The organism is Paenisporosarcina quisquiliarum (genome assembly GCF_027563315.1).
Classification (GTDB): domain Bacteria; phylum Bacillota; class Bacilli; order Bacillales_A; family Planococcaceae; genus Paenisporosarcina; species Paenisporosarcina quisquiliarum.
Genome location: NZ_JAMKBJ010000006.1, coordinates 126409 through 150769 on the forward strand (window position 1 = coordinate 126409; position 24361 = coordinate 150769).

The following is a 24361-nucleotide window of genomic DNA, read 5'->3' on the forward strand; positions in this document are numbered from 1 at the left end:
GGACAAGGTTTGTTAGATAAAAATTTTTGAATTAAAAACACAGAAAATTCAGCTAATGTAAACTGTTTTACATAATTGAAATCATTTAGATTTTAAACTTATAAGAGAATAATAACTTATTCATCTGGAATGATTCTTTCAATGGAAGGGATGATGTAAAATCTGCCGTCTTTTGTAATAAGTCCTTTTTGCACAAATGAGTTAATCATATTGGCAACTGTGACTCTGCTTGTTCCTACAAGGTCAGCCAATTCTTGTTGAGTAAATTGCATAAAAATCCTTATAGCACCATTTCTTAAAGGTGTTCCAAACTGTTTTGCTAAGTGAAATATTGCATAGCGAATTCTGGTTTCCCCGTCGTAACAAGAAATAAGTAAATTTGATACGGCTAGTGTTTGTGATTTTTTATTTAAAAAGTCAATGCGGTGTTTTAGTAAAGTATGATCCGTATTCATAAGCTCTTCAAATCTTTTCTTTCCAAATTCCACATAGGTCGTTTCGGATGCCGTTATGGCTTCTTCAAAATAGAAACCCCCAAGTTGGGAATCTCCAATGATGGTTCCATTGCACATGATGATCAGTGCCTTTTCTTTACCTTCATGGGATGTATGGAAGAGTCGAACTCGACCCTCTTTAATGATAAAGATGTTTTCGGAACGGTCATTCACTGTATAGATTGTTTGGTCGGTACCGATTGTTTTTTCGATTCCATATTCATACATTTTGGTCCAGTCTTTACAAGGGAATTCAAACCAGGGGGATAATTCTTTAAACACTCTAACACATCCTTCCGACCACCTCATACGTTTATCTTACTTTAGAAAGGTTTGAAAATAAATATGGTAGAAACAGAACAATTTAGAAAGCAGTTCCCGATTTTGAAAAACAAGATACAACTTTCAAGTTGTTCACAAAGTGCGATGCATATTTCTGTGAAAGAAGCTCTCCAACAATATACTGATTCATTGGAACACCAGGGGATGAATTGGATGCAGTGGATGGCTGAGTGTGAAGGAGCACGAGAGCTTTTTGCTCAACAAATTAATGCCAATGTAAATGAAATCGCTATTCTATCAAGTGTGTCACACGCCGCATCTGCAATCGCTACGAGTATAAAGCCTAATGGGCGACGGAATAAAGTGGTTATCACGGATTTTGATTTTCCCACAATTGGTCACGTTTGGCGTTCTGCAGAGGATGAGTTCGAGATATCATTCTTAAGACAGAATGAAAGCGGTTTCAATACATTGAAAGATTACGAGACAGCCCTATCTGATGATTTGTTATTATTCTCTACCTCGCATGTGAATTATTACAATGGCTACAAACAAAATCTCAAGGAAATTTCTTCATGTGTACATAAGAAAGGAGGATACCTATTCGTCGATGCCTATCAATCTTTTGGACAAACTCCAATTGATGTAAAGGACATGGAAATTGATTTCTTAGCAGCAGGAATGCAAAAGTATGGTCTTGGAATACCAGGAATAGCTTTTCTCTATGTAAATGAAAAAATCGCGAATGAACTAACACCAAAAATAACAGGTTGGTTCGGGCAAGTGAATCCGTTTGCCTTTGATGTAAGAGGTAAAGAATATGCTGATGGTGCTAGACGCTTTGATTCAGGTACATTTGCCATGATTAATGGGTATGCAGCCCATGCAGCATTAAAGATTTTAAATGGTCTTGATATGAAACTAGTAGAAAAACATTTGGAAGTATTATCAGACGTTGCGAAACAAGAAATACAAAAGACTGGATTAGAAAGCCGGAGCCAGTTTCAATTAACGGAAAAAGGATCCACAACCGCCGTATTCTTTACCAATGCCAGTGAGGTAGAGCAATCGCTAGCGAAGGAAGGTATTATTCTTTCTGCTAGAAATGATGTCATTCGTATAGCACCGCATTATTACAATACCGAAGAAGACGTGAAAACAGCAATCCAGGCTTTGGCAAAACAATTGAAATAGGTTAGGGGGAAATTCAATTGAACGGAAATAATGCCTTGAAGGAACCGAAAGAATCTTTACAATTTTACGGTGGAGTACCTATGTTACTTGTTCCATTCGCAGTTATGTTTTTAGGAATTCTTTGGCTAGGTATAAGTGGAGCAGCTCTTCCAGAAGCATTCTGGCCAATGATTTTACTAGGTATTTTTGTGGGTTTATTGTTAGCTAAGAATAAAAAAATCTACGTTGAAGCCCTTATAGAAGGTGTCACTTCAAAAATGCTGGCCATTATGCTATTCGCTTGGTTTTTGGCAGGTATTATGGCGAAATTACTTGCAGTTGCGGGTCTTGTTCAAGGACTAATCTGGGGCTTTCTTGAAATGGGTATCTCAATTGCTTGGTTCCCATTAATCGTTTTCTTAATTAGTTCGCTAATCTCTATGTCAACAGGCACTGCAGTAGGTACACTCATTGCCGCTAGTCCAATTTTATTTCCGGTAGGATACCTTCTAGGAGGGGATCCAGTTCTGATAATTGGGGCAATAATTGGTGGAGCTTTCGTAGGAGACAATCTTGCGCCTATTTCAGATACGACAATCGTTTCGGCTTATTCACAAGGAACAACGATTGAAAAAGTTGTGAAAAGTAGGATTCGATATGCTGTTATTGCTGGGGTATTAACACTCATCGCCTACGCTGTTTTTGCCTTTACTGCCGGATCAGGTGAAACAGTTACGCTTACTGAAAAATTGAATCCATTGGGTCTAGTCATGATTGTAGTTCCCATTCTTCTTCTAATCCTTATGTCTAGAGGGAAAGACTTGGTGGAAGGGTTACTGTATGCAAATGTAGTCGGATTAATAATTGCTTTTGCTTTTGGACTTATTACAATATCTGATATTTTACTTATTGACCGAGCTCAATTTATGGCCGGGGGAATCATTATTGATGGTGTAATGAGCATGGTAGGAGTTGCAGTATTTACTATCTTCCTAATGGGTATGATTGGTACGCTGAACCGAGGTCATTTCCTAGACTGGCTAATGGAAAAATCAAGTCAAATTGCAACAACACCAAAACGAGCTGAAATCACTATCGTATTGGTTACACTATTTGTGAATGCCTTAACGACTGCAGGGACACCAACGATGGTTATGCTTGGAGATTTCGTTAGAAGATTAGGTCATAAATTTAAAATTACACCTTGGCGGAGAGGTAATCTATTAGACGCTTGCTCTACATCAATAATCGGGTTCCTTCCTTATTCGGTGGCTGTGTTGATTCCTTTTGCTTTCGTTGGCGGAATGGTTGATATGACAGTTCATCCTAATTTCACCCCAGTGGGAGTAGCGCCGTTCGTATTTTATTGTATTGCTATGGTACTTGTTATGCTGTTTTCGGCATTTACAGGTTACGGACGTGATTATATGACTGACCAAGAACATGCAGTGGAAACCATTGAAATATATGGAGACCAAGAGAATTATTCAGTTGAACCGAAAAGAAAGACAGTAGAAGAGTCTTCATCTTTTAATAATGATGTTAAAAAACACGTTACAGTATAAATGAAAATCAAGTTATAGTAGAAAAACAAGGTGCGAAGTGACAATTCACTTCGCACCTTGTTTTCATTTTCACCTTCAGAATATTCATCCAATGATTTGAATCATCACTAAGTCGAATGGTTGGCCACGTTCCCGAACTGTTAGAAGCATTGATAGGAAAGAATCTCGTTCGGATTCAAAAAATGATATGTCCATCCCCGCCTTCTTCTCCAACGATAGCCAACGATTACTTGTCTGCCAATAAATGTAGGGAAGAACCAAAAACTTCTGCCGTTCCTTAGCCAAACGTACGTGTTGCTAAATAGACAATTTCTGATTCCGCCAGGTCCGACCTGCCATGCGGGGATTGGTGGGGAGAAGCCAGGGGGAGGTGCCATGGGCGGCAAGCCGGCGCCGGGTGGTGGTCCAAATGGAGGTGGCTCAAAATAATCGTTTGAGAAACCTTGTGGAAAGCTTGATGAATCAAATTCATCTCCATTCCGATAATAGGGATTATTCGTCAAATCTCATACCTCATTCCGTGTAATCTACCCTTCAGCATATGTCACTTGGTTAGAATGCAATGGGGAGACACACAGAAGAGATTTTGAATTAAGTGAATTAACAATGCAACAAGCACCCGAATATGAGCATCGGGTGCTTGTTTTATGAGTCTACCATTCTCTTATTTCGGATCGATTTTCGATGCATCGCGAGACTTTAGTCCATGAGAAAGGAAATAAACAAATGCACCACCAAGCATTGCCAAGGTCAATAAAAAGCCTCCTGTTATTATTAAGAAATACGACATATGTACCCGCCTCCTTTGTGGAGTATATGCGGGGACAAGCCATTATTTGATAAACTGGGAAACTATTTTTCCTTTCATAATTGTATTGTTGAGTAGCTGAGCAGACGTTCAGTCTGACTTTTGGCGTACGACGTCTGAAAAAATGACGTTCACGTCTGACTTTTGATGATTCACGTCTGAAAAATGACCAATTTAGTCTGAAAAATACTAGAGATAACATGAACACAACAGAGGACGAGGCGTTATTGTAAAGTATGTAAGCCGTTAGAATTCCTATAAAACTAAAGAAAGCTGCCGAGATTGAATCTTCGGCAGCTTTCTTATTAGGTATGAAATTTGTTTCGAGGAATCTCGTAATCTAGCGTTTATTTTACGCGTGCGAAGCCGAAGCCTGATGCGTAGTCGTCACCAGTTGTTGCGCCGTAACCGCCTTTGATGTCATATGTTTTTGCACGGTTTTGTAAGTTGGCGCGTAATGATGCGTTTGACCAGCTTGGGTTTGATGCCCAAAGTTTTGCAGCAAGACCTGCTGCGTGTGGTGATGCCATTGATGTACCACTGATTGTGTTGTATCCACCGTTGTTCCATGTTGAGTAGATTGCAGCACCTGGAGCTGAGATTTCAACGTCACCTTGTTGAATCACATAATCACCATCAGTTGAAGCATATCCGCGAGAAGAGAAGTCTGCAACGCGGTATGTACCGTTTTGCTGAACGTTTTCTAATGCTGCGACTGCAACAGCGTTAACTAATGCGCCTGGGTAACCGATAGAGCCTTGGCTCGGACCTTCATTTCCTGCAGCTGCCACAACAAGTACACCTTTGTTGTAAGCATACGTAACTGCACTTGAGATTAAGCTGTCATTTCCTGCAGAACCAAGGGACATGTTGATCACTGTTTTTGTACCAGTTGATGTTGCTTGGTCAGCCGCATGACGGATGGCAGCAGCGATATCATCTGAGTAACCCGAGCCGTTATCGCCAAGTACTTTGTATGCCCAAAGGTCAGCTTGAGGAGCTACCCCGTAAATACCTGCACCGTCGTCTCCTCCGTCAGCAAGAGCTGATCCTGCTACGTGAGTACCATGTCCGTGTGCATCGTTACATGCGCCATTGACTAGTGAAGTTGCTTGTGTGAAGTCTTTACATTGTTCCACTGTGTTTTCTAAATCGTAGTGGGCAGTGTAAACGCCTGTATCAAGAACGGCGATGTTAATCCCTGCTCCACCAGATGTTGTTGTTTGGCTACTGTTATTATAGATGGCTTTAATGCCCCATGGTGTTTGGTGTGTTGGATATTCAGCCGCTTGTACTTGGCTTTGTGTTGCACGAACATCCGTATCCAATTTAACTTCTTGAACTTTTGTTAGTTTAAGATTTTTGTTTTTTTGCAGCGCTTCGAATTGTTGTTGTGTCATGTCTGTAGAGAAACCGTTTTCGGTCAGTTCCCAGCGTGCATCGTATTGCTTCATCAGCATATCTTTCTGGTAAAGATTGTTTGACTCTACATAGACACGAAATTTCTCAGCACCATTGTCTGTGTTTTGTGTAGCAGCACTTGCCCCTGCCGTAGGGATTGCCAGACTTGCTGTCAATAAAACGCTCATCAAGATTTTTTTCGACTTGTTCATGTTTGTTTGCTCCTTTTCGTTGGGGAATTTGTTTTTGTTGCTAACTCAAACCTATCACACTAGTTATTATTTGTTTATTGGGAAAATTTCTTCTATTATTTAATTTAAAGTAAAATACTAGTAAATAGGTGATTACATGCAAATTGGCTCATTGATCAAGTATCATCGGACAAAAAAAGAGCTGACTCAAAATCAGCTGGCAATGGGGATTTGCTCCATTCCTCATCTCAGTAAAATCGAAAACAACAGCAAGGAAGCGAACTCTGAGACGATTAGGCTGCTGTTGGAACGGTTAGATGTGGATCTGCAGGACGTTGAGGAAAGTGAACGTACAATTAAAAAATTGCAGAAACAATTGCTGATTCACATTAATTATGTTGAAGGGGAGAAAGCGGACGAGACGTTCAAGGAGCTGGAGTCACATAAAGAAATCATCGGTTTTACCGATTATATTTACTTGTACGAAATGTACAAACTGCGCTACTACTTGTTTAAGAGGGACCTTGAAGCCGCAGAACGACAGATTAAGTGGTTACAAGCGCACCGTCAGAATTTTTCCCAACATGAACAGTATTTACTTTCCTATTTTAATGCGATAGCTTTAATACTACGGGGAAAGTATGGAGAAGCCGATGAAAAGCTTTCCAAGCTCGTCCAAGAAAATGCTGGGTTGAACTTCTTTGAAGGGGAATTATACTATCATCTTGCACTGGTGAAGGGGTATATGGAGCAGGCAGGTCACGCAATTTTGTATGGAAAGAAAGCTCTAAGCTTTTTTACAGAGCAATTCAACTATATGAGGATCCTGCACGTGCAGATGGCACTCGCCATTAATTACTCTCAGTCGAAGATGTATGAGGAAGCGCTGGAAAACTATGAACATTTGTTGCGTAACACGGAATTGTTAAAGCAACAAGACTTGCTACCGCAAGTGCTTCATAATATTGGCGACCTGAAACATCACATGGGTGACTACGCAAGTGCAATGGAAATGTTTAAGAAAAGCGCAGCCCTATTTCCAAAAAATACGGAAAACTATTTGCTTTGTTTGTACAATCTGGCTGTTACGGAGTATAAGCTTGATAGAATGAATGACAGCAAAAGAGACTTTACGTTATTGCATGAGCAGGCCTGTAAGATGAAAATGACCTCATATCAGCTGTACGCCACATTCTATTTGCACTTGCTGGCGGATCAACAGCAAAAGGCCATGACCTTCCTTGAAAACAAAGTGATTCCCTACACAGCGAAGATAGACGAACTGAAAGAAACACATCAAACTTTTTCCCATATTCTAGCCGAGCATTACAAGCGTGAAGGAAAGTACGAAAAAGCCGTGCAATTCATATTATGAGGAGTGTTTTGGATGAAAAAGACGATTCTGTTGGCACTGATTTTGAGTTTGGCTTATTTTGCAAACAGCCATGAAGTAAAAGATGTTAAAATTACGGTGGCTGGTACTGATGAAATTTCGAATACAATTCCTATTCGCCCACCAGTGGGTTGATTTATAGAGGGATGTTAGGGATATGAGAAAATCCTAAAGAAATGAACTTATCTTTCTTATGTATATAAAATTATTGAAACCAGTAGTGGTTAAAGCTACTGGTTTTTTTGTGTCTGGATGCGGAGAGATAGAAAGATTTGAGGAAAAGCCTAGCCAGTTTCTAATATTGAATAATTCTTAACATAGCATTATCCAATATTTGTAGCGTTTAGTAAGTGTAATTTTCGGAAATACTATTATATAAATATAGCAATTTTACTGCTAGAAAAGAAATAGGATGTGTACAGGTTGAAGAAGTTGTCGTTGCTCGTTAATGTCATGTTAATTGGAGTAGGCAGTTATGCTTTGTCTCAAAAAAGCGGAAAAGAATTGGTTAAGGAAGTAGTAAAGCCCCAAGATTTTTCAGCTTATTATTTACAGAAAACTCATTTATACGATTCACTGGATTATGGGAAAGTGGAAAAAATCTTCGTCGGGGACAGTATTACAGATCACGGAGAGTTACAGACGTATTTTCCTGGAGAAGTGGTATTAAATCGAGGGATTGTGGATGATAAAACAAAAGGTGTATTAAACCGTATTGATGAAGTGGTGAAACGCGAGCCGAAAGAAGTTTATATTTTGATCGGCATTAACGATATTGCTGAGAATGTCCCAGTGGATGTGTATGAAAAGAATATGGAAAAAATCATTCAGTCGTTTGATAAAGCATCGACGAAAGTGATTATCCAGTCAATACTTCCAGTTAACAATCAAGATTTCCCAAATAAAATTCCTAACGAAACCGTTGATCAATTCAATGACGTTCTTCAAAAACTAGCGAAGAAACATAGGCTAGAATATGTTAATTTGAATCCTCATTTTAAAGATGCTGATGGACAGTTGATAGAAGAATTAACGGTAGATGGGGTTCATTTGACAGGTAAAGGATACGATTTATGGATTGAGAATTTATAATGTTATGACCAGTGGCGTTGATGCTGCTGGTTTTTTTGATGGGATCAAAAAGGATTTTCATATAGTAAGAAAGAAAATAATAGAGCTGGATTTTCTATTATTTATAAATGTGAGGTTTTGGAATGGATAGTTTTGTGAGGTATTTCATACTGGGAATGTTCTTGTTAGGCCCGATTGCATTACCTATGTTGTTACAGAAATGGAGATGGCTTTGGTTCGTGGTGGCGGGCTATGTGCTATATTTAGCGATTGGTATAAACCTCTATTTCACTGAGGACATTCAAGATTATGGCACAGCTTATGGCATTTTCATCGTACCGTATTTGATGTTCATCACGTTTTTAGGATATGTGATGCAACGTGTTCTGGATAAAAAATTGACCAAAAATATCAGTAAGAAAATGTAAACGGCCAAAGATTTGATCTTCGGCCGTTTTACTATTTGAGAAGATCTTCTTTTTGGGTTTCGTAGTACTCCATAAACTCAATAAACTCGCTTTCAAAGTCGTCGACGGTTTTGCGTTCCAAGTTGCTGCCCGCAGTATCCCTGAATCGTTGAGTCAGCAGTTGCAAGTCTTTAAGGCGATCAATGTCTTGTTGAGTAGCCACATTTCCCCTAGCTTTGCGGTGGACTACATAGAGGACTCGTCGAATGCCATCATCAAAGTCAGACATATGATATGCAGTGGTATCCCAATACGGATAGCCACTCGAAAGATAGCCATACATCAAAAGAAGTTGTTCGCCCAGCTCTTTTTGACTGCCACCTTGTTCATAGGCTTCAATGGTAGTTTTTAGAGTATGGTTTAAAGAACCGTGTTGGAGCACATAAGTTCTAAGTTGATTTTTTTCAAAGTTTGCGCGTTGTTGAACGCTCCACATAAGTGAAATGCCAAGCAGGATGGCAAGTATGATGGTGGCTAGTTTCCAGTTATTCATGGTGATCCCCCCTATTATTTCCATATTACAGGAAATTAAGGTGATGCGAATAGGTACAATGGACATGGCTGTTACATTTTTTGTAAAAGAGTTTTAATTGGAAAGATTGGAGATTTCGTTGGACGAACTGCAACCTTAGTTGGACGATATGAGTTTTTGGTTGGAAAGTGGTCTATTTGAATGATGGGATGAGAATGGGATGGCCGAAGAGTAAATCTTTGGCCATTTCCTATTTGATAAGCTTTTCTTTTTGAGTTTCGTAGTACTCCATAAATTCAATAAACTCAGTTTCATAGTCGTCGACGGTTTTGCGTTCGACATTGTCGAGTGCGGTTTTTTGGAATTTATTGATTAGTTGATGCAATATTTTAAGGCGATCTATATCTTCTTCTGTCGCTTGGTTGCCTCTTGCTTTGCGGTGGACTTCGTAGAGAACAAGGTTAGTGTCATAGTCGAAGTCAAAGCTATGAAAGGCTACGGTTTCGCCCGCTGGATTAATGTTAACGACAAATCCTGACAACCAATGGAGACGTTCTCCTAGCTCTTTTTGACTTCCGCCTTGTTCGTAACTTTCAATCGCATCCTTTAGTGCGTATTCAAGCTGGGCATGTTCGAGTGCATATGCTTTAAGTTGTGTTTTTTCAGAATTGGCGCGTTGTTGAACGCTCCACATAAGTGAAATGCCAAGCAGGATGGCAAGTATGATGGTGGCAAGTTTCCAGTTATTCATGGTGATTCCTCCTATTATTTCCATATTACAGGAAATTAAGGTGATGCGAATAGGTACAATGATATAACTATTGCATTTTAGTTGGAAAAGAGAGAAGAAGTGACGTTTTTCACTAAAAGAAAAGGTTGCCATGTATAGCACCAATCAGTGTTTGAACAGCTTTGGAATCCCCCGTCCGCAGTTGCGTGATGGGTAATTTAAGTTAAAGAAGATTTCGTTGGACGAAATAAGAATTTCGTTGGATGATATTGAGATTTCGTTGGACAGAATGACATTTTCGTTGGACGAAGGGCAATTTTAGTTGGAAATGATACAAGAAGCGCAGATGACTAGGTTCCCAAGCTTCTTTTGCACTAACAGAAAAGGCTATCGAGCGAAGCGAATAGCCCTAGCCAGTCTTCGCTTGACGGTTATCATGTGGTTGAGCGGAAGCTTCGTTGGACGTTTCTTGAGTTTCGTTGGACACTTTGGCGTTTTCGTTGGAAAAGTTAAGAAATTCGTTGGACAAATAGCGATTTTCGTTGGAAATGGGAGAAGTAGACTCTTCAAAATAAAGAAGGAGGCGGCTGAAATTGTATCTTCAGCCGCACATTTTGAGAAAAGAAGTGACGATTCTCTAGTAAACTAAAAAGTTATTGAAATCTTCTATGTTTTCTGACAAAATGAAATGAATGAAGATTCATTGCGATGGGGGATGGGACGATGTATGCGACTTTAGGGAGTATTTTCGATCAGACGGTGAGCAATTTTCCAAACCGTGAGGCGCTTGTAGATTTGAAGCGGGGACAGCGTTGGACGTATGGGGAGTGGCGTGACGAGGTGCATCGTTTGGCGAATGCGTTGACTTCGGCAGGGGTTGGGAAAGGTGACCGAGTGTCGACATTTTTGTTCAATACGAGTGAGCTTGCGACTACTTTGTTTGCGTGCGCCAAGATTGGGGCGATATTTAATCCGATTAATTTCCGGTTGAAGTCGGAGGAAGTGGCATATATTTTAAATGATGCCGAGCCAAAAGTTGTGATGTTTGAAGAGGCTTTGAAGGATCAAGTGTCGGCAATCCAGTCACAGTTTCCCGCGATTCAATTCTGGTTTATTAATGAAGAGACACCCGAATATGCGAAAAACTACTATGCGGAAGTCAGTAGTGCGCAGTCAACACCTCCGACAGTGGAAGTTAGTGAAATGGATACGTATGCCATCATGTATACGAGTGGGACGACGGGACGACCGAAAGGCGTGATTCATCGACACCGGGATATGGCGGAGCAAAGTCTGATTTGCACGGCTGTGCTGAAGTATACGAAAAATGATGTGGGGCTTGTGACGGCGCCGATGTTCCATTGTGCGGAGCTGCATTGCTGTGTGATTCCGCGTGTTCAGGCAGGTGCGAAGAGTGTGATTATGCATCAATTCCATCCTCAGGTGGCGCTTGATACGGTTGAGAAAGAAAAAGTGACCGTGATGTTTGCCGTTCCAACAATGTGGAGCATGATGGCGGACCTGGATGGCGCAGCGTCTAAAGTCGGAACATTGCAACGCGGGCTGTATGGTGCTGCACCGATGGCTCCTGTTCTTGTTAAGAGAGTGAAGGATGTTTTGGGAATTGATTTAATTCAGGCGTATGGTCAGACGGAGATGGGGCCGGCGATTACGTTTCTTGCGGAAGATGAGCAGCTGACGAAAGTGGGCTCTGCCGGAAAACCCGCATACAATCATGAAATCCGTATTGTTCAGCCGAATGAGGATGGACCTTCGGAGCCGGATGCAATTTTGAAACCGGGTCAAGTAGGCGAAATCATTGTGAAAGGTCCTTGCATGATGGCTGGTTATTTCAATCGCGAGGATGCGACCGAAAAGGCGCTATATAAAGGCTGGTACCATTCGAGTGATTTAGGTTACATGGATGAGGATGGCTATTTGTATGTGGCGGACCGTGTGGACGACATGATCATCAGTGGTGGCGAAAATATATATCCTCGTGAAGTGGAGGATGTATTGCATGAACATGAATCGGTGCAGGATGTAGCCGTCCTCGGGATTCCGGATGAGAAGTGGGGAGAAACTGTATTGGCGTTTATCGTTACGAATGATTCGTCTCTTACTGCAGATGAACTTGAACGGTTCTGTAAAGGGAACGACAAATTGGCCGGCTATAAACGACCAAGACATTATCAATTTGTAAATGAACTGCCGCGTAATGCGAGTGGGAAAATACAGAAGTTCCTGTTACGTGAACAGCGCGTTGAAAGTGGAAATCCTGTGTAATGTTTAGATTGGCGTTAACGGGAAGGAATAACAGTTAGGGGAATTCTGTGAAAAGTAAAGCAGTGACGATAATTGTAGGGATTCTAATGAGTATGAGTATGCTGTTTGTTGGTTTTTTTGCGCTAGATCGAGTGGCTAAAAAAGAAGAGACGGTGAAAGTTCAAGGGAACTTGATTAATGAGTCACCGGAAGTTGAACAGCCTGAAAAACCAGTCCAGCTTGAAAGCCTACCTGGTGCTGAAAAAGAGGCGACTAAATGGAACGCGACACTGCCGGACTTTATTGAGCGATACCCTGAGTTTGGGATGAATGCTTCTCAGATATTAAAAGATGAGTCGAATTCAAATGATGATGTTACGACTTTTGTATATGCGTTTAACACTAAGGTGAAAATCAGTCTGGTCTATACGGTTAATAACGATAGTGAAGAAATCACTGAAATGAGGCTAATCTGTCACGATACCGGTCCGGATAGTGCGGCCATTTTCCATACGATGAGCATGTTCATCAGTTATGTTGATGATGAAATTCCGGTAGATAGTGCGGGAGAATTTTTAGGGGAGTATGTTTACAAAAATCAGGCATCAGGCGAATATGAATACGAGTTGAACGGAAAAAAATATGAATATGTTTTGAATCGTGAACAGTTTATTCATACGCTGATGTTTAGATTCACCGGTCCATCATAAACTAAAGAAACCCAGTAGCTGCAGTAGCTACTGGGTATTTTTTATGAGGATTTGAGAAAGGTAAAAGCAGTCTGATTCGTATTCATAAATTTACAGAAAATTAAATATTGATTTTGGAATCGCTTTCATTTATACTTTCACTAAACCGATTTACTAAACCGATTTAGTAAACTTATAGAATTTTCAATGGAAGGGGGAATTGGATGAAGAAAGTGACAATGTCAGATGTGGCATCTCATGCAGGAGTTTCAAAAAGTACCGTTTCCCAGTATATAAATAAACGCTATGACTTTATGTCTGAAGTGACAAAAGATCGAATTGAAGCTTCGATCAAAGAACTCGGGTACCGTCCAAATATTGTGGCGCGAAGCCTTAAGCAAAAGTCGACGTATACGATTGGCGTGATTGTCTCAAATATTTTACATGCATTTTCTACACAGGTCATCCGGTCGATTGAGGATACGTGTCATGCGGCAGATTTTCATGTAATCGTTTGTAACGCAGACGACAATCCAGTAAAAGAAAAGCGTTATATCCAAATGCTCCGTGATAAACAAGTGGATGGGTTAATTGTTTTTCCAACAGGTGAAAATCGCGAATTGTATGAAGAAATGGTCCAGACGAATTACCCTGTCGTCTTTGTCGACAGAAAAATGGAGGGCTTGCCGATATTATCGGTGCTTTTAGAAAATAGCCAGGCAATGAATATGGCTGTGAATCATTTGATTGAAAATGGACATCGAAAGATTGCTCTCTTAACGAATTCCATCAATTTTGTGCTGCCTCGTCAGGAACGTGTGAATGCTTTTCGAGCATTGGCAAAACTTCACGACTTGCCGATTAATGATCGCTATATTGTCAGCAAGGAATTAAATCAGCTCCAATCAAGTCTTCTTGAGCTGATTCAACAGGAAGACGTCGATGCAGTGATTGCTGGAAATGACTTGGTGCTGTATGAAGTTTTGAATTATGTAAAGGAACACCAGTTAAAATTGCCAGATGCTTTTGCCCTAGTGAGCATTGATGATGTTTCATTTGGTGCCTTATACAGTCCACCATTAACCGCTGTGGCCCAGCCGGCTGCTGAAATGGGGAAAAAAGCGGGTGAACTTTTGCTTGCGAAAATCAAGGGCGAAGAACCGCAAGAGCAAATGACCTACTTGTTTGAACCTATTTTCATTGAGCGTAAGTCATGTGGAGAAGGGGCGGAAAAATGACCGTTATTCAACTGGCACTCGATCGATTGACCAAAGAACAGTGTTTTGAACTTGCAGAAAAAACCAGTCCATATATAGATTGGATTGAAGTAGGTACAGGTGTTATCAAGGAATATGGAGTAGAAATTCTACGCGAGATGAAAGATCGATTCCCTGATAAAACGATTGTGGCCGATATGAAAACGTGCGATGCAGGGAAGCACGAAGCCCTACAGGCATTTGAAAATGGAGCGGACGTTACCACGGTGATGGGATTTGTGGCGGATGCGACGATTCAGGATATGTTGGACGTTGCTAAGGCGAAACAAAAACAAGTGATGATTGATTTGCTTGGCATAACAGATTCTTCTCGAATCGAAGCTCTTCGAAATCTAGGAGCGGATTTGCTTAACATTCATATTGCCATAGACCTTCAGAAAGAAGTGAGCTGGAGCGGACACCATTTTAAAATAGTAAAGACAGTACCTGACGCAAGACTAGCGGTATCAGGCGGAATCAAGTTGGAAAATGTGTCGTTCTTGATGAAACAAAAGCCTGCCGTATTGATTGTTGGAAGTGCCATAACAGGTGCCGAAAACCCAGCAGCTGCAGCTAAAGCCTTGAGAGAAGGAGTGGATGCATTTGAAGCAAATCATTGAAACGGTTGCAGAAGAAGTATCTTCCGTAATGGCCAATGTGAACGAGGAAGAAGCTCGTCACTTGTCGGCTTGCCTGCTTTCAGCAAAGCGAATTTTCGTTTTCGGTGAAGGACGTTCAGGCTTAATGGCGAAAGCCTTTGCGATGCGTCTCATGCACGGCGGATTCACAGTGTATGTCGTAGGTGAAACGACGACGCCAAGCATTGGACAAGGGGATCTGCTCGTACTTGTATCAGGTTCTGGCTCATCTTCCATGATGGATGCACTTGTCCGAACCGCAAGAAAAGCTGGCGCTGATATTGGATTAGTCACAACAAACCGGGACGCAGAGATTGCAAAAGAAAGCGCTTCCGTCGTCATTGTCCCTGCTGCGACTAAACATCGCAAGGAAACTGAACCTTCTACTATTCAGCCACTTGGGAATCAGTTTGATCAAACAGTTCATTTGTTGCTTGATGCCATCATCATTTTCACGTTGCATCAATCAAAAAAACACCATTCTTTTGAAGACATGAAACAAACACATACAAATCTTGAATAACAAAGGGGAAATTCAGATGAAAAAATCATTGTTCACAGCAGCAGCTTTAACACTTGGACTTTCAGCAGTACTTGCAGGATGCGGAGACAGCGCAACAAATGGCTCGGGCGAAGGCGAAACACTTAAAATTCTTGCGGCCCACAATCAAACATCACCTGATAACCCGTACCAAACAGGTCTTTTGAAATTTGAAGAAGTGTTGGAAGCAGAGTCAGATGGCAGCATTGACGTGGAAGTGCACGCAGGAACACTTGGGACAGAAGAGTCGGAACTAGTTGAGAAACTGAAACTTGGCGCAGCGGATGTCATCGTGGTATCGCCAGGATTTATGACGCAAACTGGCGTAAAAGAAGTGGATCTTTTGGCTTTACCATACCTATTTGAAAGCTATGATCACTGGGAATCGGTGGTTGATGGGGATGTTGGCGAGCAGATGGCTGATTTAATCAACGAAAAATCAAACAATGATTTCAAACTAGTAGGCTACTGGTCTGCAGGTGTTCGTCACTACTATGGTAAAAAACCAATTGAATCGATGAAGGATTTAAAAGGAATGTCTATTCGTACACAAACTTCTGGGGTAGTTTCTGATTTCTGGACACAGGCTGGAGCAGTACCGACCTCTGTTGCATGGGGCGAATTATATCAAGCTCTTCAACAAAATGTTGTGGATTCATCTGAAAACGCTTATCCATATTTCGTTCAACAAAACCACCACAAAACAGATAACGGGAAGTTTGTTTCTGAAACAGCACATGATTATACAACGCGTCTACTACTTGTGAACGGCAAGAAATTCGATGAAATGACAGACGAACAAAAAGATGCATTGATGGCGGCAGCGGAAGCTTCAGTTGAAGCAGAACGTGAAGCAGTCTATGCGCAGGAAGAAGAATACAAACAAAAAGCGATTGATGAAGGTGCTACTGTGAACGAAATCGATACTGCAGAATTCATTGAAATCGCATTGCCAATCCAAGAGAAATTAGCTAAAGACATTGGCGCAGAAGAAATGCTGGAATCTATTAACAGCCAACGGAAATAATTTTGAAAGAGGGAGAGATCCCTCTTTTCTTGGGAGTGTAGAGTTATATGATCAAATGGCTTGAAAAAATCCAAATGACAGCGGGCGTACTTTTCCTTAGTGTCTTTTTTATTACCATACTAGTACAAATTGCGACTCGCTATCTCGGCATTTCTGTGATTTGGACAGAAGAGGTCGCAAACTATTCCTTTATCTGGGCAATCTTCATGGGAGCTGCGGTGATGGTTAATCGCAAAGAACATTTCAACTTTGATTTTTTAGCAACGAAATTGACGGGGAAAAAACGTGCTGGTCTGCACGTCATTATTGATGCGATTGTTCTGACTTTTGCACTGTTCCTGACGTTTTATGGGTATCAGGCGGTATCGACTTTCTGGGCTTATAACTGGGTGTCATTGCCTGCAATGAAGATGGGCTATATCTGGCTGGCTATTCCCATTATGGGGGGAACGATGGCGATCTATTCGGCCAACCATATTATTAAACACGTTGCGGTTCTAAGAGGGAAGGTGAGCGCATGACAGGTCTAGTATTAGTAGTAATGTTTTTGGTGCTCATGTTGATTGGTGTCCCAATTGCATTCGTTATCGGAATTGTTGCTTTAACGGGTATCATGTCCGTGCCGAACATTCCTGAAGTAACGATGCCAATGAAAATGCTTAACGGGATTGATTCATTCGTCTTGTTAGCTGTGCCCTTATTTATATTGGCAGCTAATTTAATGAATCACGGGAAAGTGTCACAAAAGCTTATTGACTTGTCCTTGACGATGGTCGGCCATATTCGTGGCGGACTGGCTCAAGCGAATATATTAGTATCGATGATGTTCGCTGGAGTTTCGGGTGCAGCACAGGCTGATACGGCGGGTGTCGGTAAAATTCTCATTCCAAATATGAAGAAACGTGGCTATGACACGGAAACGGCTGTAGCTGTTACCGCCGCTTCTTCTACCATTGGCGTAATCATTCCGCCAAGTATTCCGATGATTATATTCGCTGGCCTGACGAATGTGTCAGTTGGCGCATTATTCTTAGCGGGTATCATTCCTGGCATTTTGGTCGGCATCAGCATGATGGTCTTCGTCTATTTCCTGGCGAAGAAACGCGGATTTGAAAAAGCGGAAAGAGCAAAGTTTGCAACGTTTGTTAAATTGTTTGGAGAATCTTTACCCGCATTGTTTACGCCAGTCATTATCATAGGCGGAATCATTACAGGGTTATTCACAGCAACTGAAGCAGCAGCAATCGCTTCACTATATACGTTCATCATTGGTGTGTTTGTATATAAAACTATCAAGTTCACAGATTTGCCTAAGATTTTAGTAGATACATTGGCACTTAGCTCTTTATCTATTTTTGCATTGGCAGCAGCAAGTGCACTTGGAGAATTATTAAGCTATTTCCGCGTGTCTACGATGGCACAGGAATTCTTTATGAATAATGTAGGCAGTGAATGGTTATTTATCTTGATTGTCATCTTATTCTTCCTTTTCATTGGCACGTTTATGGATGCCATTCCGGCAATGATCCTGTTTGTTCCGATTATTTTACCGACTTCACTGACATTTGGTATTGATCCGGTACATCTTGGGTTAATTATTGTCATTACACTGGCAATAGGTCTCATTACACCACCTTATGGGTTGTGTCTATTGCTGGCCGCTAAAATCGGTAACTTAAGCATTGAGCGATCGGTTGTGGCCGTAGTGCCATATTTACTCATTATTCTCGCAGTCCTCCTAGTAGTGGCTTATATACCTGCCATCTCGTTGTGGATTCCGAGCATGATGGGGCAATAAAGGAGTTAATTAGAAATGAAACGTAATGTAATGATTGCAGAAGGAACATTGATGTTTGTGAAAGTGGAGCTTCCTGAAGGGTTTCAGGGAGAGCTGGATCAACATGTTGAAGAACAAATCAGTTATATCGAAGCAGGAAAAGTGGAGTTTACAGTGGCAGGGGAAATGCGTTTGCTCGTGGCTGGCGATGCCCTGTATATTCCGTCTGATGTGCCGCATTTCGTGAAAGTGCTTGAAGACTGTACAATTCTTGACGTATTCACGCCAATTCGCGCGTCACACTTAGAAAAATAGGTTGTAGGAAGAAGTGGTAAATATGGACATCGTAACAATTGGAGATGGCATGATTACTTTTGATCCCTCCACAAAAGGACCATTACGGTTTGTTAATTCGTTCGAACGTAAAATTGGAGGCGCTGAGCTCAACGTGATGCTCGGTTGTGCAAGGTTAGGACTGGAAGCAGGTTGGATCAGCCGTCTCGGCAAGGATGAATTCGGTCGCCATATCGTGAATACCGTTCGCGGGGAAGGCGTTGATGTAAAAGAAGTCCAACTGGTCCCAGGGTATGCGACGTCCTTGAATTTCAAGGAAGTACAAGAATCTGGTGAAGGTCGAACATTTTACTACCGCATTCCATCACCGACCGAAACGTTGACACCCGAGACGCTTCCATTTGATTACATAAGCCGTGCAAAAGTGATCCATTTAACCGGTGTATTTTGTGCGATTCTAGAGAAAAACCGCGCGATTACACTAAAAGCGTTGCAGTGGGCGAAAGAAAATGACATCATCGTGTCATTTGATCCAAATATCCGCCTACGCCTTTGGTCAGCGGAGGAAGCACGGGAGACAATACTGACTTACTTGCCTTATGTCGATCATTTATTAACATCTCGTGAAGAACTGGAATTGCTGTTCGAAACGAAGGATGAAAACATACTGTTGGAGAAGCTTTCTGCCTATCAGTTTGAATCTGTCGTTATGAAAGACGGCGAAAATGGTGCGTTTGCTTTAATGTCTGGCGCATGGAAACATGTGCCGGGTATCAAGGTAGGAAAAGTGGTAGATACAGTCGGAGCAGGAGACGGTTTTGATAGTGGCTACTTGTATGGTTTATTGAAAGGCTGGCCAATGGAGGAACGTCTGTCTTTCGCCAACGCAATCGGTGCTATGGTGGTGCAGGTACACGGTGACAATGAAGGTCTTCCTTATCTTGAAGATGTGGAACATTTCCTTGGCCAACGTGAATTAATTGTAAGGTAGGTGTCAGACGTGCTGAATCATTTAAAAGACAATCCGCTCGTTCCCGTACTGCGAAAAATTTCGTATGAGGATGCACCTTCAATCATACTCGCGTTGGTGGACGGCGGTATTCGCAGTGTTGAAATCACGATGGAAACCGAGCGGGCTGAAGAAATTATTCGAGAGAGTGTAGAGATGTTCGGAGATCGAATCATGGTTGGAGCTGGAACCGTGTTATCAATTGAAGATTGTGACCGGGCAATCGATGCAGGTGCGCAATTCCTCGTGGCTCCGGTTCTGCAAGAGGATGTAGTAAAACACGCAATATCTCGTGGAGTTCCCATGATTCCAGGCGTATTTACTCCGAGTGAAATGCTGCGTGCCATAGATTTGGGTGCAACCGCAGTTAAATTGTTCCCAGCCTCTTCTTTAGGACCAGGATTCGTCAAAGACGTGAAAGGGCCTCTCGCACATATCCCCATTATGGTGACAGGTGGCATTGATGCAAGTAATGCCCGTGTTTACTTAGACGCAGGTGCTATTGCTGTCGGAGCGGGTAGCGCATTGCTTGATAAAACGGTTCTGTCAAATCGGGACTGGGAAGCCCTGCGTGAATTGGCGAGAACATGGACCTCAGCACTTCAGTGACAAATGCATAAAATAACGAAATCCAGTAGCCATAACAGCTGCTGGATTTTTTTGTGAGCTATTAAAAATACCACATGTACTAGCTCATGTGGTGTAAGGGGGAAACGCGATTCTATTGTTCGATTTTATCAATGTAAAGACTTGGAATGGTGATGTCTCCACCCCATTGTGGATTCGTATGTTAACAAACCATCTGATGTTCCCATTACGGTAATTAAGTCGTCTTCTAAGATACGAGAATCTACTATTTGAGCTTATTTCATTATTTATGTGTAAAAATAATACATTCACAAATTAGTTCTTAACCTATGGATGTTTTTGAAAATGAATCTTCAGCCGCTTGTCCCCACAAAAAGTTTTAGTGTAGAGTAATCTTTGGAAAAGTTTGGGTCGAGCAATAACGTACTATCGCATTGCGTTCCTCCATGGAATCAATGATAAAGGAGCAAGAGCATGACAGGAAAGACACACATCATAGGCGGTTTGGCAGCAAGTCTTGCGTATGCACAATTTACAACTTACGATCCCGTATTGTTGGTAGGGGCAGGGGTGGTCGGAGCATTGATTCCGGACATATGCCACGGCGGCAGTAAAATCGGACGAACATTTCCGTTGATCTCAAAGTTAATTAATGTGATTTTCGGACATCGTTCTTTCACACACAGTTTATTATTTTTATTTATTGTTTCACTTTTATTGAAGTCATTTGTAACGAATGAAGCGGTAACAGAAGGAATTTTGGTTGGGATGGTGAGTCATTTAGTATTGGACATGATGACCCGAAATGGCATCAAGTTGCTGTTCCCATTTAAAATTCGAGTACGTTTCCCGCTCACAACGAGAACAGGTGGCACAGTGGAGTCGCTCGTACTGGCTGCACTTTCCGTGTTGTCCGTGTATTTTGGATATGAGGCGTTTGGGGTTTATTTGCAATAGTTGATGAGGAGAGAAGTGACTTGACTGAGTCACTTCTCTTATATTTTTGTGAGGAAGTGATTTTGTGCAACCTGGAATGGCATTCTGTCTACCAGGAAGTCGATTCTGTCTACCTGTACTCGCAATCTGTCTACCTGGACTCGAATATTGTCTACCTGGAGTCACGGTCACTTACCCGATTCGCTCCAACAGTAAAGATTGCAAAGTGGAGCGTGCAATCCCACTCGATTTTAAACAATATCTAGGTATATCGAATGAGTTTGGAAGGATATTCCCATTTACCTTAATAATCCCTATATAATAAAGATGGAAGTATTAGGAGAATGTGGGATTTCACAATCGTTCACCGAAGTTTATTTACAAATAACTTAATAAACGATGGGGGTTTTAAAGTTGAAGAATTGGAAAATGAAAATCGCTTTATCAGCTTTGTCTTTGTCACTTGTCCTGCCATTAAGTGCTGGGGCAGCCGGAACGTTTTCGGACGTTGGACCACGATTTGAAGATGAAATAAATTATTTGGCACAACGCAATGTGGCAAAAGGTTATAGCAATGGCACATTTGGAGTAAATGCATCGGTCACAAGAGGAGAAGCTGTGGTGATGATTGTTCGTGAACTTGGCGTTCGATACGATGGCGCAGTGGATCCTGGCTTTACTGATTTTAAAAAAGGTGACGGCTTTTATACGGAAGTGGCTGAAGCCGTTGAACAAGGTGTGATCCAAGGGAAAGTAGCCAAGGATGGTTCACGCTATTTCGATCCAAATGGTTCGTTGACGCGAGCGGAAATGGCTATTATATTAGCACGTGCGTATGATATCCCGCTGGATCGTCAAGACATTCCTTTCAAGGACGTTTCGTCAACTACGACCGGAAAGAAAGAAATCAGTGCAATGGCCAATGGCGGAATCACGTTTGGTTACGAAGATGGAACCTTTAATCCTTATAAAGCAATCACTCGACAAGAGTTTGCGGCTTTCTTGGCACGAACAGTAAATAAGGAATTTAATCCGATGCGCATGCAGTTTGTTCAGTACGATCCAGAAACTTTACAAAGAATAAAAACAACTTGGCTGACAGAGCAACAACTGGAAGCGATGGAAACAGAAATGATTGAGTTGATTAACAATGCCCGTAAGAAAAAGGGGTATGAACCAATCCTTATAAATGAGCGGTTACAGGAAATGGCTGGGTTGAAAATTAGAGCGATGGCCAAATATCCATCTGACGAGAGAGCCATGGACATATATAAATTTTATGAAGATAAATATGGAGAGAAACTAAACGGAGATTATAGTGAGCGTTATGCAAATGGCTCAGTGGAATCTGCATTACAACGAATCTTGTCCCAGGCAATGAATGAACCTTATTTGTATGACGCAAGTCGTAAAGAAATGGGTGTAGGGGTTGCACAAGAAATGGACGGTTCATTCACGTGGGTTATCTCTCTAGTATCTAGGTAAAATATAAGAAAAAGGATTCCATTTTGGAGTCCTTTTTTTGTTTATCCTCAATAATGATATAAAACACAAATACATAGCAAAATCATCTGTAAAAACTTTGAAACTATTGTCAAAAAATAGTTCCAATGCCATAAGTAAATTGTTTAATATACCATTATAATAAATTGAATTTGTAATTTGAGAGGAAGTTGAAAGTGCTGAAGAGTTTAAGAGCCGGACTGGCTTTGTTGATGGTAGGTCTGATGATGTTGTCATCTACCAATAGTGTTTCTGCTGCTAGTTTTAGTGATGTTTCAAGTTTTAAAGAAGAAATTGAGTATTTAACAGATGCCGGTATAATTAATGGTTTCCCAGATGGCACGTATCGCCCGTCTTCACCGATCTTGCGTGTACAAGCGGTCATGATGATTATGCGCGACTTGGGGATGCCAAAGGAAACACCGAAAGATCCTGGTTTTGTGGATATTAAGCCAGCTGACCGCGGGTATGCCGAGGTGGCAGCTGCTGTTGAGTTAGGTATTATTTCTGGGAAAGAAGGCAATCGTTTTGATCCGCAAGGGAAATTGACTCGTGCGGAAATGGCGAAGATTCTGGTAAATGCATATGAGCTTGGCAGTATTTATCCAAAAGGTTTCAAGGATGTTCCGACGCAATACTGGGCTTACCCGTTTATATCGTCCTTAGCGGCAAACAATGTAACAGTTGGTTATCCTGACGGTACATTTAAACCGGGTGTAACGATTGATCGTGCACAGTTTGCAGCATTTATGGCACGTATTTTAAATCCAGAGTTCAAACCGTATTCACCATCAGTGGCAGATACGTATTTGGAAGATGCATGGGATATGCTTGCAACAGACGTTATCAAGCATCCGACTGAACCAATTGTATATATCATCGATGGAAATGATAATACATTGAACTCAATTAACACGGACACGTATGAAAGTTTGACAGTAGAATTACCATACCCAGCTGAAAAGCTTGCGTATGCAAATGGTAAGATTTATGTGACGCAAGTGAAGAAACCACATAGTTTTTACACGTTTGATGAGGATCAACAAGGTGCATTTGGCGTATTCGATGCAAAAACATTGGATGGCTTAAAGCTGATTCATATCGAGCTTGACCCGTTTGATATTGAGGCGGATGACAATGGAGTGGTTTATATTTCAAGTGGTTCAGGACAATGGACACGCATTGAAAGTTATAATGGCGAAACTGGTGCGATTTTATCATCCCAGCAAATTCGTAACCAATCGTATATCGATATGACTCCTAAACAAGACAAAATTTATGCAATCGATACCGATTCTTCACCGAGAGATATCGCGGCGTTTGCAATTGTTGATGGCAAGCTTCAACCTGAAAAAGATTCTCCTTATCATGGAGACTACGATCTTAGTAAACATTTGGAAGTTTCTCCAGATGGCCGCTATTTAATGAATGGTCTTGGTGGGATTTTCCGTGCGAGCGTCAATACTTCGGCTGATATGACGTATGTTGGCAAATTGGATCGTCCATTTACAGCTGCGGCTTATGATTTAACATACGGCGAGCTATATACAGCAAATGGCAAGAACCTCATTAGTGTTTATGATTATGAAACGTTTGAATCGGTTTATCAAATGACTTCATACGGTGCAATTGATTATATGTTCTTTGATGCGAAAAGTGATTCGCTACTAATTTTAACAAAAGTGAAAATCGGCGATTCAACGAAAACGTACTTAGGATTTGAAAAAATCTACTTTGCAACTGAAGCTGTTACTCAATAAGTAAAATAAGCGGAAATCCAGCAAATCTTTT

General features: G+C 41.3%; 25 protein-coding genes. 20 read left to right on the forward strand and 5 right to left on the reverse strand.

The features are described from left to right. Positions 1–116: 116 nt before the first annotated feature. A complete protein-coding gene (locus M9R32_RS08900) occupies positions 117–776 on the reverse strand; it encodes a Crp/Fnr family transcriptional regulator (RefSeq protein ID WP_269926385.1) in 660 nt (219 codons plus the stop codon). Positions 777–878: 102 nt separating this feature from the next. Between M9R32_RS08900 and M9R32_RS08905 the strand changes: the two genes are divergently transcribed. Both M9R32_RS08905 and M9R32_RS08910 read left to right on the forward strand, forming a co-directional pair. After that, on the forward strand, positions 879–1970 hold the full coding sequence (locus M9R32_RS08905; protein ID WP_269926386.1) for an aminotransferase class V-fold PLP-dependent enzyme: 1092 nt from the start codon (positions 879–881) through the stop codon (positions 1968–1970). A gap of 17 nt (positions 1971–1987) precedes the next feature. Then, the gene (locus tag M9R32_RS08910; RefSeq protein WP_269926387.1) at positions 1988–3514 is read left to right on the forward strand and encodes a Na+/H+ antiporter NhaC family protein; all 1527 of its coding nucleotides are present in this window, start codon (positions 1988–1990) and stop codon (positions 3512–3514) included. Positions 3515–4178: 664 nt separating this feature from the next. Here the strand turns inward: M9R32_RS08910 and M9R32_RS08915 are convergent. Continuing rightward, a complete protein-coding gene (locus M9R32_RS08915) occupies positions 4179–4304 on the reverse strand; it encodes a hypothetical protein (RefSeq protein WP_269926388.1) in 126 nt (41 codons plus the stop codon). Positions 4305–4669: 365 nt separating this feature from the next. Beyond that, positions 4670–5935 carry a S8 family peptidase gene (locus tag M9R32_RS08920; protein WP_269926389.1) on the reverse strand — a complete coding sequence of 422 codons (1266 nt, stop codon included), beginning with the start codon at positions 5933–5935 and terminating at the stop codon, positions 4670–4672. A 136-nt stretch (positions 5936–6071) separates the two neighbouring features. On the opposite strand from M9R32_RS08920, the gene M9R32_RS08925 reads away from it, so the two are divergent. The 4 genes from M9R32_RS08925 to M9R32_RS08940 all read left to right on the forward strand — a co-directional run bounded on the left by M9R32_RS08925 (position 6072) and on the right by M9R32_RS08940 (position 8806). Further along, positions 6072–7289 carry a helix-turn-helix domain-containing protein gene (locus M9R32_RS08925; RefSeq protein ID WP_269926390.1) on the forward strand — a complete coding sequence of 406 codons (1218 nt, stop codon included), beginning with the start codon at positions 6072–6074 and terminating at the stop codon, positions 7287–7289. A 12-nt stretch (positions 7290–7301) separates the two neighbouring features. Then, positions 7302–7442: a hypothetical protein gene (locus tag M9R32_RS08930; protein WP_269926391.1), complete on the forward strand. Its 141-nt coding sequence runs from the start codon at positions 7302–7304 to the stop codon at positions 7440–7442. A 288-nt stretch (positions 7443–7730) separates the two neighbouring features. Then, positions 7731–8399 (forward strand): GDSL-type esterase/lipase family protein, encoded by a 669-nt coding sequence (locus M9R32_RS08935; RefSeq protein WP_269926392.1) that lies wholly within the window; start codon positions 7731–7733, stop codon positions 8397–8399. Positions 8400–8521: 122 nt separating this feature from the next. After that, a complete protein-coding gene (locus tag M9R32_RS08940; protein WP_269926393.1) occupies positions 8522–8806 on the forward strand; it encodes a hypothetical protein in 285 nt (94 codons plus the stop codon). A 31-nt stretch (positions 8807–8837) separates the two neighbouring features. Here the strand turns inward: M9R32_RS08940 and M9R32_RS08945 are convergent, their stop codons facing one another. Both M9R32_RS08945 and M9R32_RS08950 read right to left on the reverse strand, forming a co-directional pair. Further along, complete coding sequence (locus M9R32_RS08945) at positions 8838–9338, reverse strand: hypothetical protein (protein ID WP_269926394.1); 501 nt, start codon at positions 9336–9338, stop codon at positions 8838–8840. Positions 9339–9567: 229 nt separating this feature from the next. Continuing rightward, complete coding sequence (locus tag M9R32_RS08950) at positions 9568–10068, reverse strand: hypothetical protein (RefSeq protein WP_269926395.1); 501 nt, start codon at positions 10066–10068, stop codon at positions 9568–9570. 702 nt (positions 10069–10770) lie between these two features. Here M9R32_RS08950 and M9R32_RS08955 point away from each other — a divergent pair. From M9R32_RS08955 to M9R32_RS09020, 14 genes are all read left to right on the forward strand, one after another. Next, a complete protein-coding gene (locus M9R32_RS08955) occupies positions 10771–12333 on the forward strand; it encodes a fatty acid--CoA ligase (protein ID WP_269926396.1) in 1563 nt (520 codons plus the stop codon). 47 nt (positions 12334–12380) lie between these two features. Then, on the forward strand, positions 12381–13022 hold the full coding sequence (locus tag M9R32_RS08960) for a hypothetical protein (RefSeq protein WP_269926397.1): 642 nt from the start codon (positions 12381–12383) through the stop codon (positions 13020–13022). Between the two features lie 203 nt (positions 13023–13225). Next, entirely contained in the window at positions 13226–14239 is a 1014-nt protein-coding gene (locus M9R32_RS08965) for a LacI family DNA-binding transcriptional regulator (protein WP_269926398.1), read from the forward strand. Further along, a complete protein-coding gene (gene hxlA / locus M9R32_RS08970; protein ID WP_269926399.1) occupies positions 14236–14877 on the forward strand; it encodes a 3-hexulose-6-phosphate synthase in 642 nt (213 codons plus the stop codon). The genes M9R32_RS08965 and hxlA overlap by 4 nt, the downstream gene beginning before the upstream one ends. Beyond that, entirely contained in the window at positions 14855–15418 is a 564-nt protein-coding gene (gene hxlB, locus M9R32_RS08975) for a 6-phospho-3-hexuloisomerase (RefSeq protein WP_269926400.1), read from the forward strand. Before hxlA ends, hxlB begins: the two co-directional genes overlap by 23 nt. Before the next feature lie 16 nt (positions 15419–15434). Further along, on the forward strand, positions 15435–16463 hold the full coding sequence (locus M9R32_RS08980; protein WP_269926401.1) for a TRAP transporter substrate-binding protein: 1029 nt from the start codon (positions 15435–15437) through the stop codon (positions 16461–16463). Between the two features lie 47 nt (positions 16464–16510). Next, a complete protein-coding gene (locus M9R32_RS08985; RefSeq protein ID WP_269926402.1) occupies positions 16511–16984 on the forward strand; it encodes a TRAP transporter small permease in 474 nt (157 codons plus the stop codon). Then, positions 16981–18261: a TRAP transporter large permease gene (locus tag M9R32_RS08990; protein WP_269926403.1), complete on the forward strand. Its 1281-nt coding sequence runs from the start codon at positions 16981–16983 to the stop codon at positions 18259–18261. Before M9R32_RS08985 ends, M9R32_RS08990 begins: the two co-directional genes overlap by 4 nt. A 15-nt stretch (positions 18262–18276) precedes the next feature. Further along, entirely contained in the window at positions 18277–18555 is a 279-nt protein-coding gene (locus tag M9R32_RS08995) for a cupin domain-containing protein (protein ID WP_269926404.1), read from the forward strand. A 22-nt stretch (positions 18556–18577) separates the two neighbouring features. Then, positions 18578–19525, forward strand: a complete 948-nt coding sequence (locus tag M9R32_RS09000; RefSeq protein ID WP_269926405.1) for a sugar kinase — start codon at positions 18578–18580, stop codon at positions 19523–19525. A 9-nt stretch (positions 19526–19534) separates the two neighbouring features. Further along, complete coding sequence (locus M9R32_RS09005; RefSeq protein WP_269926406.1) at positions 19535–20152, forward strand: bifunctional 4-hydroxy-2-oxoglutarate aldolase/2-dehydro-3-deoxy-phosphogluconate aldolase; 618 nt, start codon at positions 19535–19537, stop codon at positions 20150–20152. Between the two features lie 453 nt (positions 20153–20605). Then, positions 20606–21088, forward strand: coding sequence for a metal-dependent hydrolase (locus M9R32_RS09010; RefSeq protein ID WP_269926407.1), 483 nt, complete (start codon positions 20606–20608; stop codon positions 21086–21088). Positions 21089–21481: 393 nt separating this feature from the next. Beyond that, complete coding sequence (locus M9R32_RS09015) at positions 21482–22552, forward strand: CAP and S-layer homology domain-containing protein (RefSeq protein ID WP_269926408.1); 1071 nt, start codon at positions 21482–21484, stop codon at positions 22550–22552. A gap of 194 nt (positions 22553–22746) precedes the next feature. Further along, positions 22747–24330, forward strand: coding sequence for an S-layer homology domain-containing protein (locus M9R32_RS09020; RefSeq protein ID WP_269926409.1), 1584 nt, complete (start codon positions 22747–22749; stop codon positions 24328–24330). Positions 24331–24361: the final 31 nt, after the last annotated feature.

Bases quoted from the DNA above. Each gene is read 5' to 3' on its own strand.
- M9R32_RS08920 (WP_269926389.1), bottom strand. From the start codon at position 5,935: ATGAACAAGTCGAAAAAAATCTTGATGAGCGTTTTATTGACAGCAAGT.
- M9R32_RS08985 (WP_269926402.1), top strand. From the start codon at position 16,511: ATGATCAAATGGCTTGAAAAAATCCAAATGACAGCGGGCGTACTTTTC.
- M9R32_RS08980 (WP_269926401.1), top strand. From the start codon at position 15,435: ATGAAAAAATCATTGTTCACAGCAGCAGCTTTAACACTTGGACTTTCA.
- M9R32_RS08955 (WP_269926396.1), top strand. From the start codon at position 10,771: ATGTATGCGACTTTAGGGAGTATTTTCGATCAGACGGTGAGCAATTTT.
- M9R32_RS08945 (WP_269926394.1), bottom strand. From the start codon at position 9,338: ATGAATAACTGGAAACTAGCCACCATCATACTTGCCATCCTGCTTGGC.
- M9R32_RS08915 (WP_269926388.1), bottom strand. From the start codon at position 4,304: ATGTCGTATTTCTTAATAATAACAGGAGGCTTTTTATTGACCTTGGCA.
- M9R32_RS08990 (WP_269926403.1), top strand. From the start codon at position 16,981: ATGACAGGTCTAGTATTAGTAGTAATGTTTTTGGTGCTCATGTTGATT.
- M9R32_RS08940 (WP_269926393.1), top strand. From the start codon at position 8,522: ATGGATAGTTTTGTGAGGTATTTCATACTGGGAATGTTCTTGTTAGGC.
- M9R32_RS08995 (WP_269926404.1), top strand. From the start codon at position 18,277: ATGAAACGTAATGTAATGATTGCAGAAGGAACATTGATGTTTGTGAAA.
- hxlB (WP_269926400.1), top strand. From the start codon at position 14,855: ATGCATTTGAAGCAAATCATTGAAACGGTTGCAGAAGAAGTATCTTCC.
- M9R32_RS08925 (WP_269926390.1), top strand. From the start codon at position 6,072: ATGCAAATTGGCTCATTGATCAAGTATCATCGGACAAAAAAAGAGCTG.
- hxlA (WP_269926399.1), top strand. From the start codon at position 14,236: ATGACCGTTATTCAACTGGCACTCGATCGATTGACCAAAGAACAGTGT.
- M9R32_RS08930 (WP_269926391.1), top strand. From the start codon at position 7,302: ATGAAAAAGACGATTCTGTTGGCACTGATTTTGAGTTTGGCTTATTTT.
- M9R32_RS09010 (WP_269926407.1), top strand. From the start codon at position 20,606: ATGACAGGAAAGACACACATCATAGGCGGTTTGGCAGCAAGTCTTGCG.
- M9R32_RS09000 (WP_269926405.1), top strand. From the start codon at position 18,578: ATGGACATCGTAACAATTGGAGATGGCATGATTACTTTTGATCCCTCC.
- M9R32_RS08950 (WP_269926395.1), bottom strand. From the start codon at position 10,068: ATGAATAACTGGAAACTTGCCACCATCATACTTGCCATCCTGCTTGGC.
- M9R32_RS08965 (WP_269926398.1), top strand. From the start codon at position 13,226: ATGAAGAAAGTGACAATGTCAGATGTGGCATCTCATGCAGGAGTTTCA.